16 protein-coding genes are annotated in these 17,081 nt (G+C 38.0%); 7 read left to right on the top strand and 9 right to left on the bottom strand.

The window, feature by feature from the left end:
• Positions 1-46 precede the first annotated feature (46 nt).
• The 4 genes from AOB46_RS07900 to AOB46_RS07885 all read right to left on the bottom strand — a co-directional run bounded on the left by AOB46_RS07900 (position 47) and on the right by AOB46_RS07885 (position 3,018).
• On the bottom strand, positions 47-409 hold the full coding sequence (locus tag AOB46_RS07900; RefSeq protein ID WP_062698047.1) for a hypothetical protein: 363 nt from the start codon (positions 407-409) through the stop codon (positions 47-49).
• A gap of 69 nt (positions 410-478) precedes the next feature.
• A complete protein-coding gene (locus AOB46_RS07895; RefSeq protein ID WP_062698045.1) occupies positions 479-1,978 on the bottom strand; it encodes a GH3 auxin-responsive promoter family protein in 1,500 nt (499 codons plus the stop codon).
• 223 nt (positions 1,979-2,201) lie between these two features.
• The gene (locus AOB46_RS07890) at positions 2,202-2,447 is read right to left on the bottom strand and encodes a hypothetical protein (protein WP_082377044.1); all 246 of its coding nucleotides are present in this window, start codon (positions 2,445-2,447) and stop codon (positions 2,202-2,204) included.
• Between the two features lie 178 nt (positions 2,448-2,625).
• Complete coding sequence (locus AOB46_RS07885) at positions 2,626-3,018, bottom strand: hypothetical protein (protein ID WP_062698043.1); 393 nt, start codon at positions 3,016-3,018, stop codon at positions 2,626-2,628.
• A gap of 254 nt (positions 3,019-3,272) precedes the next feature.
• Between AOB46_RS07885 and mfd the strand changes: the two genes are divergently transcribed.
• The 7 genes from mfd (at position 3,273) to pth (ending at position 12,125) form a co-directional block, all read left to right on the top strand.
• Positions 3,273-6,650, top strand: coding sequence for a transcription-repair coupling factor (mfd, locus tag AOB46_RS07880; protein WP_062698041.1), 3,378 nt, complete (start codon positions 3,273-3,275; stop codon positions 6,648-6,650).
• 376 nt (positions 6,651-7,026) lie between these two features.
• The gene (locus AOB46_RS07875; protein ID WP_062698039.1) at positions 7,027-7,848 is read left to right on the top strand and encodes a hypothetical protein; all 822 of its coding nucleotides are present in this window, start codon (positions 7,027-7,029) and stop codon (positions 7,846-7,848) included.
• A gap of 7 nt (positions 7,849-7,855) precedes the next feature.
• Positions 7,856-8,671, top strand: a complete 816-nt coding sequence (locus AOB46_RS07870; RefSeq protein WP_062698464.1) for a hypothetical protein — start codon at positions 7,856-7,858, stop codon at positions 8,669-8,671.
• Positions 8,672-8,678: 7 nt separating this feature from the next.
• Entirely contained in the window at positions 8,679-9,419 is a 741-nt protein-coding gene (locus tag AOB46_RS07865) for a hypothetical protein (protein ID WP_062698462.1), read from the top strand.
• 153 nt (positions 9,420-9,572) lie between these two features.
• On the top strand, positions 9,573-10,445 hold the full coding sequence (locus AOB46_RS07860) for a hypothetical protein (protein WP_062698038.1): 873 nt from the start codon (positions 9,573-9,575) through the stop codon (positions 10,443-10,445).
• Positions 10,446-10,543: 98 nt separating this feature from the next.
• Positions 10,544-11,476, top strand: a complete 933-nt coding sequence (locus AOB46_RS07855; RefSeq protein ID WP_062698036.1) for a hypothetical protein — start codon at positions 10,544-10,546, stop codon at positions 11,474-11,476.
• Positions 11,477-11,561: 85 nt separating this feature from the next.
• Positions 11,562-12,125: an aminoacyl-tRNA hydrolase gene (gene pth / locus AOB46_RS07850; RefSeq protein ID WP_062698034.1), complete on the top strand. Its 564-nt coding sequence runs from the start codon at positions 11,562-11,564 to the stop codon at positions 12,123-12,125.
• 130 nt (positions 12,126-12,255) lie between these two features.
• On the opposite strand, the gene AOB46_RS07845 is transcribed toward pth, so the two are convergent.
• From AOB46_RS07845 to AOB46_RS07825, 5 genes are all read right to left on the bottom strand, one after another.
• The gene (locus AOB46_RS07845; protein WP_062698032.1) at positions 12,256-13,848 is read right to left on the bottom strand and encodes a SulP family inorganic anion transporter; all 1,593 of its coding nucleotides are present in this window, start codon (positions 13,846-13,848) and stop codon (positions 12,256-12,258) included.
• 145 nt (positions 13,849-13,993) lie between these two features.
• Positions 13,994-14,293: a hypothetical protein gene (locus AOB46_RS07840; protein WP_062698030.1), complete on the bottom strand. Its 300-nt coding sequence runs from the start codon at positions 14,291-14,293 to the stop codon at positions 13,994-13,996.
• A 25-nt stretch (positions 14,294-14,318) separates the two neighbouring features.
• Positions 14,319-14,987 carry a carbonic anhydrase gene (locus tag AOB46_RS07835; protein ID WP_062698028.1) on the bottom strand — a complete coding sequence of 223 codons (669 nt, stop codon included), beginning with the start codon at positions 14,985-14,987 and terminating at the stop codon, positions 14,319-14,321.
• A 370-nt stretch (positions 14,988-15,357) separates the two neighbouring features.
• Positions 15,358-15,912, bottom strand: a complete 555-nt coding sequence (locus AOB46_RS07830) for a serine O-acetyltransferase (protein WP_062698026.1) — start codon at positions 15,910-15,912, stop codon at positions 15,358-15,360.
• An 11-nt stretch (positions 15,913-15,923) separates the two neighbouring features.
• A complete protein-coding gene (locus tag AOB46_RS07825) occupies positions 15,924-17,072 on the bottom strand; it encodes a glycosyltransferase (protein WP_062698024.1) in 1,149 nt (382 codons plus the stop codon).
• Positions 17,073-17,081 lie beyond the last annotated feature (9 nt).

Genomic DNA, 17,081 nt, shown 5'->3' with positions numbered 1-17,081 from the left:
TTTTTTAAATGATAAATCAAATAAGTTCTGAAAGATAAAATCTATTTTAGTCTGCTCTCAGAGAACTGATCACAATGGCGGCTACACCTGCAGCACCAATTACAGTGGCACCAGCTGTTACTCTGGCTTTGGATCTGTCTTTCACTGCAGCTACATTAGATTTTGGAATAATTACTTCTGTACTGTCTTTCTTGCCGGCAGTTCCGATAAGATTATCCCCGTCTACATTTCTAAAGAGCATTTTCTGTTTTGGGGAACCGTCTTTCATAGTAACGATATACATTCTTCCGGCTTCCAGATTAGAGTAGTTATTTTTTGAAATATCATCACTGTACTTTGTAGTAGCACAAGAGGAGATGACAAATAAAGAGGTTAATAAAGCTGATTTTAAAAGTACAGATGCTCTCATTATTATTTTTTAATTTTTCAAATTTATAATTTTTTTCCAATATACGTTTTTGGAATTGAAAAAATATCTTTAAAATTTATGAAGTTCTAACTGATCTGCAATTTTCCGGTCATTGGCAAGCCTCGGGATTTTATTTTGCCCGCCCAGTTTCCCCTGAGATCTGGCATATTCATGAAAGGCATTTTTCTTCAGTTTTGTGATCTGAAGTTTCTGCAGGATGTTTCCGGTAATCAGATCATCGTAATAAGTATTGCGTTTCCGGAGCTGATCATCAAGCTCGCTTCTGAAAAGATCCATATTTTCAGGCTCTTTTTCAAATTCTATCAGCCATTCATGATAAGGAAGACCTTCATCAGGATTTACCTGTGGGGCAAGATGAAATTCTGTAATTTGTGCGGAAAACCTCTCCAAAGCTGCTTTCATCGCTTCCTCTACTTCAAAAGCGATAACATGCTCTCCGAAAGCAGACGTGAAATGCTTGGTTCTGCCACTTACCAGAATTCTGTAAGGATCTTTGCTGATGAATCTTACTACATCCCCAATAGAATAGGCCCAAAGACCGGAATTGGTGGTCAGGATAAGAGCATAATCCTTATGGAGCTCAATCTCTTTTAACGTTAACCGTCGTGCACCGGGTTTTCCGTATTCTTCCAATGGAACAAATTCATAAAAAATTCCATGGTTGGTTAAAAGAAGTAAGCCTTCCTTTGTGTAATCATCCTGAAAGGCAAAAAATCCTTCAGAGGCGGGGAATGTCTGTATAGTATCTACCTTTCCGCCCAGCAGATCTTCCATTTTATCCCGGTAAGGCTCGTAATTAACTCCTCCTGTTACGATTAGCTGTAAATTAGGAAAAAGCTGTTTGATCTTTTTACCATGTTTTTCAGTCAGTTTTTCAAAGTACATCACCAGCCACGGCGGAATGCCGGAGATTAGCGTCATGTCTTCCTTCTCTGTTTCCTCAATGATTTTGTCTACCTTGGCTTCCCAGTCTTCCATGATATTGGTTTCCCAGCTGGGAAGACGGTTCTTCTGAAGATAGCCCGGAATATGGTGGGCAACAATACCGGAAAGACGACCGGTTTTTATTCCGAAAACCTCTTCCAGCTCAGGACTTCCCTGGAGGAAGATCATTTTTCCCTTAACGAAATCGGCGTTATTCTTTTGGGCAATATAATGGAAAAGAGCACTCTGGGCACCCGCAATCTGAAAAGGCATTCCTTCTTTGGAAATAGGAATGTATTTTGAACCTGAAGTTGTACCTGATGTTTTGGCAAAATACTCAGGAGTTTCAGTCCACAGGATATTGGCCTGCCCCCTTTTTACCCTTTCGATATAGGGTTTTAAATCTTCATAATCTGCAATGGGAACTCTTTTCTGGAATTCCTGCACCGAATGAATATTTTCAAAATCATGCTCCCGCCCGAAAAGCGTTTTCTGAGCCGTTTTTACAAGAGAGAGAAGCAGAGCCTCCTGGTTCTGTTCAGCATTTTTCTTGAATTCTTCAGTTTTCCGGACGTGTTTTTTTGCCCAGATCAATGCAGCATTTTTCTTGATGAAGTTTAACATGGTCCAAATTTATAAATAAGTAGAGAATCTTAAACCATTTTCTTTTATGCAGGGGTAAAAGTTTGGGGATTTTATTTGTTAATGACTGTGGTAAATCTCTCGCGGATTCAGTAGATTGAGCAGATTTTTTTGAATTCCTATGCTATAAGCCACAAAAAAACCAGTGAAAAGTTTCACCGGTTCTTCGAAATTTGATTATGAAAATAACAACTATATGTTGAGTTTATTTGTTTTCTTTGTATCTCTTATCAGGAGTGCCGTCTTTTTTTAGTTTTTTATTCTCTTTATATCTTTTGTCCGGTGTACCGTCTTTTTTCATTTTAGCTGCAGGTTTTGCTGTTTTAGCTTCAGGGGCTTTTACAGTTTTTGTAGTCTGATGAGGGGCTGTGCCGGAAGCAGGAGCAGTCTGTTGGGCAGTTGCAAGTCCTAGTCCTAGCACCAGAGACATTGCAGTTAATAATTTTTTCATAGGGTTTATTGTTTGTTTTCTTAAGTAAAGGTAAGCAAAAAACGGGCTGAAAAAACGGAGGTTTTTAACCTTAACTAAAGTTTATTACTGCTTAAAAAAAAATTAAAGCATTGATGCTGGGTATTAAAAAAGCCTGTTTAAAATGAAACAGGCTTTGATATAAATAAGAATAGTTGGGTTATCGTGTACAGTTGGCAGTCCATGTTTTGCCGTCTTTCGCATATAAGATCTTCAGCTCATTATTGTCAATTCTGATGTAAGATGTTGCGTTAGATCCTATCATAACCAGGGAGTGATCGCCTTTCTGCTCAAATTCTATTCCGTTCAGATCCGGGATACTGTTGGAAAATGCAAAATTATATTTTGTTCCGCTGGCGATCTTGGTCACAAAAACGCTTCCGTTGTCTGTATTAATGTTGGTGGATCCGTCATTATAGGAAATACTTCCTTTATAGGTTCCTGCAAAGAAGTCATTATTTACCGGATCATCGTCTCTGCTGCACGATGAAAAAGATAATGCCGTAAAAAATACCAGCATACAGATTCCAAAAATTTTAATTGCTTTTTTCATAATATTATTTCTTTAAAAGTTTGGTAAAAGGAAATTTCCAAACTTTGTGCCATGAGGTAAAAACAAGATTATTTTAACGTATAATTAAATGAATTGGTAAAAAATTAAGATTTGGGTATCTGTTTTAAGATTTTGTTAAATTTTATACATAGGCTGAATTCTTAAAACCGAGAAAAATATCCGTATCTTTGCAGTTCAGACACGGTTTCGGAGAACTTCCGAAATCGCTTTTGTCGTTTATACTACTACTATTTATGCAGCTAAAACCTATCAATGAAAAGTTTCTTCCCGATCTGCTTCAGAAAGAATTTGGTAAAGAAATCTTTGATCAGCTTGAAACCAGCCAGCACATTTCCGTGAAGGGGAGTGCCGGATCCTCGGCTTCTATTTTTACCGCTGAACTTTTTCTCACAAGAAAAAAAAATATCCTTTACCTGGTAGATGATAAGGAAGATGCCCTGTATGCGAATACTGAAATGGAAGATCTGCTGGGAAAAGAGAAGGTTTTATATTTTCCTGCAACGCATATGGAACCTTATCAGGTAGAGAAGACGCAGAATGCCAATCTCGTTTTGAGAACAGAGGTATTGAATAAAATAAATTCGGGGAAATCTCCGAAGGTGATTGTTGCCTATGCTGGTGCTTTATCGGAAAAAGTCCTTAAAAAAGAAGATTTTAAAGCCATCTCTCATCATATTAAAACAGGCGATCAGCTGGACTTTGATTTTGTGGATGAACTTCTTACACATTATCATTTTCAGCAGGCCGATTTCGTTTCCGAGCCTGGTGAGTTTTCAGTAAGAGGAGGAATTGTAGATGTGTTTTCTTATTCTCATGAAAAGCCTTACCGTATTACCTTCTTTGGGAATGAAGTGGAAAGTATTAAAACATTTGACATTGAAACACAGCTTTCAGTAGAGAAGGTAAAAGAGTTTCAGCTGGTTTCAAATATGAACTTTTCGGTTACCGGAACAAGAGTTTCATTACTGCAGCTTCTCACGGAAGGAAGCTTTATCGTTTCCCGGAATGGAGCGGCCGGAATGCAGAAAATCAGGACTTTCTATGAAAAATCTCTTGAAAAATATGAAACGCTGAGTAAAGATATTGCGCATAGAAGGCCCCAGGAACTGTTTATTTCAGATCAGGAGTTTTTATTTGATTATAAAAAATTTACAACGGTTGATTTTGCAGGGATTTCAATGGAAGGAATCAGGGATCTTACAGAGATCAGGATGGAACAGCTTCCACAGCCGTCTTTCCACAAAAATTTTGAGCTGCTTATCGAAGATCTTGAGGAAAAGCAAAATGCAGGTTTCGATACATGGATCTCATTTTCCACAGAAAAACAAAAAGAAAGACTTGAATCCATCTTTGAAGAGCTGGAACACGAACTGCCTTTTAAAAGTTTTAAATCTGAGCTGCACGAAGGCTTTATAGATAACGGACATAAATTATTGGTATATACGGATCATCAGATTTTTGACAGATACCAAAGATATAAAGCAAAAAATACGTTTGCCAAATCTGAGCAGCTTACCTTAAAAGACCTCATGTCATTGAAAATCGGGGATTATATTGCCCATATTGATCATGGCATCGGAAAATTTATGGGGCTGGTAAAAGTCAATAACGACGGAAAGATCCAGGAATGCTTCAAGCTGACCTATAAGAATGGAGACCTGCTGTATGTGAGCATCCATTCTCTGCATAAGATTTCAAAATACAACGGTCCGGAAGGAAAAGAGATTACGCTCAGCAAACTTGGTTCGCCAACCTGGAAATCTTTGAAACAGAAAACAAAGGCTAAAGTAAAACAGATCGCTTTCGATCTTATCAGGTTATATGCACAACGGAAAACGGCAAAGGGATTTGCGTATACCCCGGATTCTTATCTGCAGAATGAGCTGGAAGCAAGTTTTATTTATGAAGATACCCCTGATCAGGAAAAAGCCACTATTGATGTGAAAAGAGATATGGAATCGGATACAGTGATGGATCGTTTAGTATGCGGTGATGTAGGTTTCGGAAAAACGGAGGTTGCAATGCGTGCAGCGTTTAAAGCTGCAACCGATGGGAAGCAGGTTGCTGTGCTGGTTCCTACCACTATTCTGGCGTTCCAGCATTACAGGAGTTTTAAAGAAAGACTGAAGGATTTTCCTGTGAACGTTGCGTACGTGAACCGGTTCAGAACAGCTAAGCAGAAAGCTGAAACCCTGGAAGATCTTAAAAACGGTAAGGTAGATATCATCATCGGCACCCATCAGCTGGCAGGCAGTTCTGTGAAATTTAAGGATCTTGGACTGCTGATTATTGATGAAGAGCATAAGTTCGGTGTTTCTGTAAAGGATAAGCTGAAAACACTTAAAAGCAATGTTGATACCCTTACCCTTACGGCAACTCCAATTCCCAGAACGCTGCAGTTTTCCCTGATGGCAGCAAGAGACCTCTCTGTAATTAAAACACCACCGCCTAACAGACAGCCTGTTGATACCCACTTGATAGGCTTCAATGAAGAGACGCTCCGGGATGCTGTTTCCTATGAGCTTCAAAGAGACGGACAGGTTTATTTTATCAATAACAGGATTGAAAATCTTAAAGAAATTGCAGGGCTTATCCAGAGACTGGTTCCGGATGCCAGGGTTATTACAGGGCATGGGCAGATGGAAGGAAAACAGCTGGAAAAGAATGTTCTGGACTTTATGGACGGGAAATATGATGTTCTTGTTTCTACAACCATTGTAGAAAGTGGTGTGGATGTTCCGAACGCCAATACCATCTTTATTAATGATGCCCATCGTTTCGGAATGGCAGATCTTCATCAGATGAGGGGAAGGGTAGGAAGAAGCAACAGAAAAGCGTTCTGCTATCTGATCACACCTCCTTATGATATGATCACTTCTGATGCCCGTAAACGTCTGGAAGCAATTGAGCAGTTCTCTGATTTAGGGAGCGGATTTCAGATTGCGATGAAAGATCTTGAAATCCGGGGAGCCGGGGACCTTCTGGGTGCAGAGCAGAGTGGTTTTATCAATGAGATGGGCTTTGAAACCTATCAGAAACTAATGCAGGAAGCGCTGGAAGAATTGAAAGATGATGCCGATTTTGAAAATTTATTTGAAAATGAGGAAGACCGCCAGAAACTCTTCAAGTCTGTAAAAGATGTGAATATTGATACTGATCTCGAATTGATGTTACCTGATTTTTATATTTCCAATACGGAAGAGAGACTACTGCTGTATCAGAAAATTGCAGAGATCAATAATGAGAAGGAACTTCATCAGTTTGAGCTTGAATTGATTGATCGTTTTGGCCCGCTTCCCAAAGAAGCTGTTAATTTGTTAAAAAGTGTTTCTCTGAAATGGCTGGCTGCAGATATCGGATTTGATAAAATCGTGATGAAGAACGGGATTTTCTTAGGATATTTTCCGGGAAATCCTCAGGATAAGTTTTACCAGACCAACCGTTTCAGGCATATCATCAATTATTTGACTCAAAATCCGGCTGAAGCACAGCTGAAAGAGAAAATAGGGAAGGAAGGTAATCAGCTGATGATGAGAAAAGAGAGGGTTAAAAATGTAGATGAAGTGAATGGACTTCTTAAGGCAATCATCGGACATGAATCAAAGCAATAGGATGATTTTATCAATAAAAGCCTGTTTTTAAGTCTCTGAAAACAAATAGTTTTTCATTAAAATGTATAAAAGATCTGAAAATTTACCTTTCAGATCTTTTTTATTGAAAAATTTTTAATGGTTATTTTAAATAAATGGCTCCTGAAAAAGTTCCTGAAAATCACAGAGTAATGAGTAAAAATAATTGTTAAAACGCTTCTGTTACAGGGCTTAACGAAGATTTTGCTGCCAAAATAAAGGGCATATTAATCACTTGTAGAAATAATTCTACTTTTTTGTACAAGTAATTCGATGCTGTAAATGCTTTATTTCTACATAGTTAGAATTAATTAGATTGTTTTTTTTGATTGATAATTTGTACCTTTGTGGCCCAATTATGAAAAAAATTATATTTAGTTGCGCTTTTGGACTTGTTTCATTGTGTGTCAGCGCTCAGGTGGGAATCGGGACCAGCTCCCCAAAATCTATTCTCGATGTAAACGGGAAAACCACCTTAAGAAAAGAACTTAGAGTAGGAGGAAGTTCAGCTCAGGCAGGAAGTGCCGGGCTCAACGGCCAGGTTTTGGTTTCACAGGGAGAAGGAAAGCCTCCTGTATGGAAATCACTGAATGTTTCCTTTATGGAAGAGGGACAGTACAAATTAATCAATTCGTATGTGTCTTCAGATCAGAACGGAATAAGTACCCTTTCCAATTTGGCTGCCGGAGATGGCGTCTACAAGAATAATGTAGGAGATGATATTACCGATACATCAAAAGGAAGATGGGTGAAAATTGAAGGTCTGAAAAATAATTTTAATATCAAAAACGGTAAAAACAGACTTACTTATCAGTTCCAGACTGGTGTAGAAATAAAAGCCCCGAATGCGCAGACTTCTCAGAACATAAGTTTTGCCTGCGGTGTTTTCAGAAACGGAAGGCTTGTTGCCGTGCGCCCGGACAGGATCGCTTCAAACAATAACAGCGAAAAAGCAGGAATACAGGAGTATATTTTTACCCTTAACTATACTGAACAGAATGTACCTATTGGTGCACAGACGCTTGAGGTAGCCTGCCGTAAGATCTCTACCTCCAATGCAGGTTCTCAATTTACTATAGGACGTAATATATCAGACACCAATACGGTTTCCAATGCATTTACTCTTGAATCTATTATGAAGATAGATGTCATTGAGTATGTTACTTATAAAAACAATTAATCAACTGATGAAAAAGATAATATTAACTCTATTTCTTGGAGCAGGATTGTTATTGTCCGGACAGGTGGGTATCAATACAGATACTCCGAAAGCCAAACTGGACGTGAACGGAGACCTGAACCTGAGAAATAAAATAGTTGTTCTGAATACAACAGACAACAGTCTTTCGCAAGGAAATAATGACCAGATACTTGTTTCTCAGGGAGAAGGTTATCCGCCTATCTGGAAATCACTGCGTATCCCGGAATATGAACCGAATAAATTTTACCTGATATTCAATAATTCCTTTTCAGACAGGACAGGGGTGAAATTTACCAATACTGAACAGTTTGGTACTGCTGCCCGAAGCACTGTTTTTGTAAAAGGAGCAGAATTTTCCAGTCTTTCAGGGTTTAAAAAAATTACCGGATTGTCTGAGAAGGTCAAAGTATACAGTACACAAAGCAAAACCTATTTTCAGTTTGAAACGGTAGTACAGGCTAACCTGCCTTCCAATAAGCCAACCGATGTTTCAATAGACTATGCGTGCGGAATTTTTGTGAATGATAAACTGGTTAATATGAGGCAGAGAAATCTGAAGGCGAGTAGTGCAGCCAGTACTTTCATTACCCATAACCAGATCGGGGTAATTGAAAATCTTCCTATAGGAGAACACAACATAAGTGTTGCCTGCTCAAGAATCGGGTCTTATGAAACAGCAAATAATGTTGTTCTGGCTATTGGAACCTATGCAGCAGATAATATCAATGATTTTATTACCCAGTCTTCTTTAAAAGTAGACGTGTATGAAATTCCTCAGTTCTTTAATCCTATTACTAATTAATCCGGTCATGAAAAAAATATTAATTATACAATCTTTACTGTTCGCTTTTTTTGCCGGGGCTCAGGTGGGAATAAATACCTCTACCCCTGTTAATGCATTAGATGTAAACGGAGACCTGAATGTAAGGGGTGAGTTGAGAACCGGAGGAACCAATCTTCTGAAAGGGTCTGCCGGATCAGAGGGAGCCATTTTTCATAATAACTCAGAAATGAATATCAATGACTGGAAGAATATCAAAATTGCTGACGGCCAGGGAAGTATGTCTGTATTTTCCCTGAATACGGTAGCAGACCAGACTGGTGTTACTTTTACAGGAAACGGGTCACCTGTTCCTTATACAGAAAATACAGACCTGAACAGTGATTGGGTAGTGCTTCAGGGTACTAATGATACATTTTCTATTACCAATAATGTAAACAAAGTGGTATTTACCTTTCAGACAACTGCTCAGAAAACTGGAAACGGAAGTTCTTCAGCCGGTTTTGCCTGTGGTGTTTTTGTAGATAATAAGCTTAGGGCAGTCCGAACTGAAGTTTTGTTGGGAGATGAAGGGGCCTATAAGATTTTTAATCTTAATGCAACACTTAGTAACCTTATGCCCAAAAATAATTACAGCGTTAAGGTAGCCTGTACAAAGAGAACCCTTAATAACGGGACCCTCGGAATAGGTACTGCTGTAAATGTTAATTTCCTTAATAATGAAATGTCCCAGTCGGTATTAACAACTTCCGTACTGCAGCCTTATTAAAATATCATTATTATACCTTATAAAAACCTAAAAGCATCATGTTTTTAGGTTTTTTTTATGAAAAGAAAAGATTTGCTTTTAATTTGTTATGAAAATGAATGATTTGGTCGAAAAAATGGATTATATTTGTGAACTCACTAAAATATTTTTTCAATGGGAAAAAACTATCTTTTAAAAATTTTTGCCGGTGTACTGCTTGGATTCATGGCCTCATGTAACAATAGTGGTTCTGATGATTTTGAACCGAGTGCCGGTAACGGCGGGAATAATGGCAATGGAACCCCTCCTCCTGCAAGGGTGCTGGAAAAGATCACTTTTGACAATACTGTTCAGGAAGAATATGTTGTCAGCTCAGGAAAACTGGTAACCGGAATGTTTAAAGACGGTAATACCGGTACTTCTTATACCGGTACGGTAAATTATACAGGAGATAAAATATCCAGAATAAAGTTTATAGGAAGCCTGGCAGGGAGCGTTTCTTATGATTTCACGATTACTGAAGACAGTAAAGGAAATATGTATAATGCCACCTGTACGGCTGTTGCTCCTACAGCGGCCAATTCTTATATCAGTGAGTATACTTTTACTTACGATACCACAGGAAAGCTTACTAAAGTCCTTGAAAAGAAAAAATACGGCGGTACATATGCCTACACCAATTTTGTACTGATTGACTTTACATATATTGGAAATAATATTTTTAAAGGAGACTGTACCAGAGGAGTAATGGACGGAGAAGGAGCTCCGGATATGGCCACTGCCAAGAAAACAATGTACAGCTTCCAGAACTATGATTCCAAGATCAGTCCGTTTTCCACACTTCCGAAAAGCTTTTTTATGGCATGGAGTTTAGTGCGTCCTGAGACTTTCTACAGAATATCTCCTAATAATCCTACTTCGGTATATGTAGCACCTCCGGCACCTGCCTTACCTACCAGTACCCCATTGGATTATATTTATGATAATCAGAACTATCCTGTATCTAACAAGGATCAGAAACTTAAATATACCTACAGAGTTTTATAATCCTTTTTTGATTATCGGATTTATCGGAATATAAATAAAAAGATAGCTTTTATACAAAAAAAAGTTATATTTGTCAAAAAATAAACAATTACCTGGAAATGAAACGACTTTTCTACTTTATTGTATTGATAGCAGGGTTTTCTTCAATATATTCCTGCAAAGATATGCTGGATGATAACGGGGATCCTTTAATAGATTTAAATAACACTAGCGGTCTGATTGGGCCAAGAGCACTGTACAGAGAAATTACAGACAAAGATACCTTGGCAGAATACCATTACAGCGGTCTTCTTTTAACCAAAGTGCTTATGGATAGTGCTTCAGTAGCAGATATTGCTTATAGCGGAGATAAAATAAGCCAGGTTACTTTTAACGGTTTTCTTGACCTTAACGCAGACGGAAAATTGGATAAGGACAGTATTTCTTATACGCAGCTATTTACTTACGGACCTAATAATAAATTAGTAACCATTTCAGAGAACAGACTGACTTTCAGAAGACCAGCTCCTGTACCTCCGGCAACGGCTCCGGGACCTCAGACGCTTCTGAACAGAACAAAGTCTCTTTATGAGTTAAAATACGATGCATCTACAGGCAAGCTGAGTACTATTTCAATGAAAAATGGTCCTGAAGCTCCAGGAGTTCCATTCACTTTTAAAGATTATTCAGAAACAGAATATACATATTTAGGGGATAATGTTGCTAAAACGGTAAGAATTTACGGAACTATGGCCGGCGGTGTACCGGGAGCGGTTACCAAAAAGTATGCTTACGAGTATTTTGCTTATGATAATGAAATAAGTCCTTTTACCCTGCTTCCTTCAGCGTATAAGATTTCAAGACTTCTTTCAACAGAGATTAATGATAGAGAAAGTCATATCCTGTCTCCGAATAACCCTAAGAGAGTATCGGTAACAGACCTTATGCCTCCGATTCCTACTTCACTAATCAGAACAACTAATTATAATTATGATCTTCAGACCTATATGACAAAAGGGTTTGGTGTTAACTATATTTATAAGCCTTTCTAGAAAATAATTTCTTAAAATATGCAGCCCGGTCTTTTGAAGATTGGGCTTTTTGTTTTTTATCCCTTAATTTTGTAAAAAATTTCTAATGAAATATTTAATAGTCGGTCTCGGAAATAAAGGAGCAGAATACGAAAATACACGTCACAATATAGGATTTAAGGTTGCTGAAAAGATTGGGGAAACCCTGGAAGCTCCTTTCAATACAACTAATTTCGGCTGGATGTCTGAGGGGAAATACAAAGGGAGAAAAGTTTTTGTGCTTAAACCTGACACTTATATGAATCTTTCCGGGAATGCCGTGAGATACTGGATGCAGAAAGAAAATATTCCCCTGGAAAATGTACTGATCATCACAGACGACCTGGCACTGCCGTTCGGTACACTGAGAATGAAGATGAAAGGTTCAGATGCAGGTCATAATGGTCTTAAAAATATCAATGAAGTACTGAATACTCAGAATTACGCAAGGCTTCGTTTCGGAATATCTGCAGATTTTTCTGAAGGCCGTCAGGTGGATTATGTTCTGGGAACCTGGAGTAGTGAAGAAGCAGAAAAGCTGCCGGAGAGGATTGAAAAATTTGCGAAAGCATGTCTTTCATTTGTTTTTGCAGGGATTAATAATACAATGTCTGCTTATAACGGTAAATAAGATTATATTACAGGTTTTACCAGTTCTTCAATACTACATCAGAATAAAGACCATCGGAATTTCCGATGGTCTTCTGTTGTACTTTTAAAAATTAATTTCCAATCAATTTATATCTAACTACTACTTGCTTTTACATGGCCCTTCTGTGCGTAATCAGGATGTGAGAATCCTCATCTCTTTCATAATCTGCATATGAAGTTTTGAAGCCTAAAAGTTCCACATCAATGTCTTCTTCTTTTGCCCGGATATTAGCGAAATCCTGAATCATTTCTAATACATCTGTGGCAATATATGAAGTTCCTCTTGCATCAATGGTCACGGCAGAATTGGGCTTGATATTTTTTAAAGTTTTTTTAATGGCAGCCTTATTTAAGAAAGATACTTCTTCCGCAAGTTTTATAGTAATTCCGTCTGCATTATTTAGTTTTTCTCTGCTTAGATAATAAGCACGTTTCATATTTCCCTGAAGGATATAGAAAACGGAGATAGCCAAACCAATACCCACACCTTTCAGAAGATCTGTAGCTACTACAGCTACTACAGTTGCAACAAAGGGGATGAACTGGAATTTTCCAAGATGCCAGAAGTGTTTGAAAGTAGCCGGTTTTGCCAGTTTGTATCCTACCAGAATAAGTACGGCAGCAAGCGTTGCAAGCGGTATCAGGTTAAGGATGAACGGAATGGTAAGTACACAAACCAATAACAGTACGCCATGAATCATGGCAGACAGTTTAGAGGTTGCTCCTGCATTAGCGTTGGCGGAACTTCTTACTACTACTGAAGTCATAGGAAGTCCTCCAATGAATGAGCTCACAAGATTTCCAATGCCCTGCGCTTTAAGCTCAAGGTTGGTGTCGGTTATTCTTCTCTGCTTATCAAGTCTGTCGGATGCCTCAATACAAAGAAGGGTTTCAATAGAGGCTACAATGGCAATAGTTGCTCCTACAATCCATACTTTAACATTAGTGAATCCGGTAAAATCGGGCATGGTTACAAGGTTCTTAAAGTCATCGAAAGACTGCGGAACCGGAAGTGAAACCAAATGCTGAGGGCTGATTGCCAAAGAACTTCCGGAAAGCTTAAATGCTTCGTTCATAAGAATTCCTGCGACTACCGCTACCAGTGCTCCCGGAAGCATTTTCATTCTTTTTAAGGCAGGAATTTTATCCCACAGAATAAGAATAGCTACCGAAACCAGGGTTACAATAATAGCTCCGGCATGAACGGCTCCGAAAAGTTCTGAGAAATAATTGAAATTAATCCCATTGTCAAAAAGAGACTGATTGCCTTCGTAATCTTTATCAAATCCCATTGCATGAGGAATCTGTTTCAAAATAATAATGATTCCGATAGCGGCAAGCATGCCTTCAATAACATTGTTCGGGAAGTAGTTGGAAATACTTCCTGCTCTGACAAATCCTAGTACCAGCTGGATTAGCCCTGCGATAATTCCGGCACATAAGAAAAGCTCAAAAGCGCCGAGATCTGTAATGGCTGTTAAAATAATGGCAGTAAGTCCGGCAGCCGGTCCGGATACTGAAATATTTGAATTGCTGATGAATCCTACAACAATACCTCCTACAATACCGGCAATAATTCCCGATAATGGCGGTGCCCCCGATGCTAAAGCGATTCCTAAACATAAAGGTAACGCTACTAAGAATACAACGAGTCCTGAAGGGAAATTCTCCTTGATTCCTCCTAATAATGATGTTTTTTTCATGATGTTTTTGAAAAATACTATAACCGATTGATCTATCCTTTGATAATCAATTATAAAAGATTGGAAATTTAATTTTAAAGCACACGGATTCAATACCAGGATCTGATATGAATACCTATTAAATAAATCTAACTATACTTAAAAATTAAGCTTCCGGAGGCGGAGAAAATATAGTGAGTAATGGCGACAGATGAAAGGAATCATCTACCAGCACAAAAGACACGCCCTGAAGATCAGGTTCGGAGAACTTCAGATAATCGAATACATCTAAAGTTTTCGGAAGGGTCTTTTCGTAAACAATAAAAGATGACGGGTGAGAGTGAGGCTCTTCTTCGTTAATTACTACATTGGTTCTTACCAGCTCCCAGCCGGCAACCGCAGCAATGCCCGGCAGCGCTGTAAAGTTAAGGAAGAACATCAAAATAATAATACTCCAGAATTTCATTTTTACCCTCTTTTTGTCAGAAAAATTATTTGATTTTTCTGCTCATTACCCAGTCAGAACTTGTAAGGTTGTAGATCTTTTGGATATCCTTTAAGGTTTTCTCAAAATCAATCTCAAGATCAATGATCTTACCTGTTCTAAGGTCAAACACCCAGCCATGTACGATAGGATACTCTTCTAAAATGTATCTTTCCTGTACGCAGGCCATTTTGATCACGTTAATACACTGCTCCTGAACATTAAGTTCCACAAGTCTGTCATAACGTTTTCCTTCGTCTTCGATAGCGTCTAATTCAGTTTGGTGCAATCTGTAAACGTCTCTGATGTTTCTCAGCCATGGATTTAATAATCCTAAGTCCTGAGGAGTCATCGCTGCTTTTACACCACCACAGTTGTAATGTCCGCATACTACAATGTGTTTTACTTTAAGATGTTCTACCGCGTATTGAATAACCGCTGTGGAACTCATGTCTAAAGTATTAACAACATTGGCAATGTTTCTGTGGACAAAAACTTCTCCCGGTTTTGCTCCCATGATTTCTTCAGCTGTTGCTCTGCTGTCTGAACATCCGATGTACAGATAATCAGGTGTCTGAGTTTTAGCCAGTTCATGAAAGAAATTCGGGTCTTCTGCAATTTTAGACTCTACCCACTTCTTGTTGTTTTCGAAAATAACTTCGTACGATTGTGACATAATTTAAATGTTTAAGGTTTATAATTATTTATTTCGTTTAAATTATTTTCAAATTCAATAGACTAAATCAATAATCATGCAAAAATATAATTTTTGCCGTAAAGGCAGATACTTTTAACAAAGTTTAATATTAAAATATGCTTAAAATCATATTTAAAAAGATCATTAATAGCCATTTTCAGAGTAATTTTTCTGAAACAGCAATAATCCAAACTCAAAAAATAATGATAAAATTACGAACTATTAATTATAAAATTGAAATTAGATATTAAAATATTTTTAATTCTGCATAAAAAAACGACCTCAGTCTGACGACTCCATTTTAATAAACAACAGTTTTATGATTGGAAACTATGAAAAAAATAAAGTTTTATATTTTATGATTGATGTAGCCCTCTGTTGCATTTTCATTAGGGTAGATTACACCTGGATTTCCCATTACAACAGAGTGGGGAGGAACATCAAAATTTACATAAGAATTCGGGGCAATCAGGACGTTGTTTCCTATTGTTATACCTCCTACAATAACAGCATTGGCACCTATCCATACTTCGTTGCCTATAATGGGAAAGCCTGCATTTTTTCCCCGGTTCTGCTGTCCGATGGTTACGCCCTGTGCAATATTACAGTTGATCCCGATCTTTGCTTTTGGATTAATCACCAGGCTTCCCCAGTGGCCGAGATAAAAGCCTTCCCCGATCTGTGTTTCAGGGTAAATCTGGAATCCGTATTTGATTTGATAGTGCCTTAAAATAAGCCTCCAGAAAATTCTTGAAACAGAATTTTTTCTGTGCTGCTGGGCTTTTCTCAGGATATAAATAAAATGAAGATTCGGGTTGATGCATTTTTTCCAGATCTGAAAACGGGACAGCCATTGTCCGCTTTCCCGGTAAAAATCTTTTTGAATAATAGAATGCTCAGCCATAGCAGTTGTTTTTATACGTTATCTATGATTTCCTGAATATGCTGTACCGATTTTTCCAGTACAAAAGGAAGTTCTGTAGTACTGATTTCTTTTTTATAATGTTCAGCAAGCTCCTTGTCCGTAAGAAATTTTTTCATTCCCTCGTAAATTCCTTCCTCAGAGTTTTGGGTAATGATCCCTAGCTTTCCGTCCTGCAGAAGATCTTTTATTCCGGAAATATCCGTTGCAGAAATAGGTTTCTTTAAGATTAGGGCTTCGGCAATAATAGTAGGGTACCCTTCATGCCTGGAAGACATTATATAAAAATCAGAATGTTCCATATAAGGGTAGGGGTTGCTTCTGTATCCCAGCATTTTGGCTGTTTTCTGTAAATTCAGTGCATTCAGCTGGGCCTGGATATTTTCAAGGTCGTAGCCGTCACCAATAATCAGGAGGTTGTGTTTCAGTCCTTCATCCAGTAATTTTTTGTGAACCTGAAGAAGCCTGTCATATCCTTTTTGCGGATATACCGTTCCTACGGAAACAAATACAGGATCACTGCTGTCTGTAAAAGGCATATCATCAACAGGCATGTGGGCTTTCTGTAAGGTATCATTTCTGTCAATGGGATTGTAAATTTTTATAATAGATTTCTTCTCCCTTTCATTCTGGGCATGTTGCAGCATTCCCTCTTCCAGTTTATTTGAAATGACAAGTATTTTATCAAACCTGAAAAACTCCCGGATCACATTAGGAGTAAATTCTTTTAAACTAAAAATATCGTTTTGAATCCAGATGATTTTTTTTGAATCTTTTAAAGGACTGGACAGTATCTCTTTATACATTCCGTGAATAGCACCAATCTCTACATCGTATTTCTTATTTTTCAGAATAAGCCTGTAGAGAAGAGCCGGAAACAACAGGAACATTTTCTGATAAAGAACGCGGAAAGCCTTCACCGGAATTTCGTGTGGTCTGTTGGTGGTAATCATTTCCCCTTTGATGAGGTAATGCAGATTGATCCATGCCGGAACATCTTTAATGTACTGTCCTGAGTATAAATTGATCAGAAGGTCAATTTCATATTTATCTGAAGGGATGTTTTTCAGAAAATTAATGAGTGCTTTTTCTGCACCGCCATGACGCAAGGAACCAATTCTAATCAATATTTTTTTCTTCAAAGCAATAAA

This window comes from Chryseobacterium indologenes, from assembly GCF_001295265.1.
GTDB classification, from domain to species: Bacteria; Bacteroidota; Bacteroidia; order Flavobacteriales; family Weeksellaceae; genus Chryseobacterium; species Chryseobacterium indologenes_A.
The sequence above is the reverse complement of the archived record's forward strand: the minus strand, read 5'-3'. Positions and strand labels throughout refer to the sequence as shown.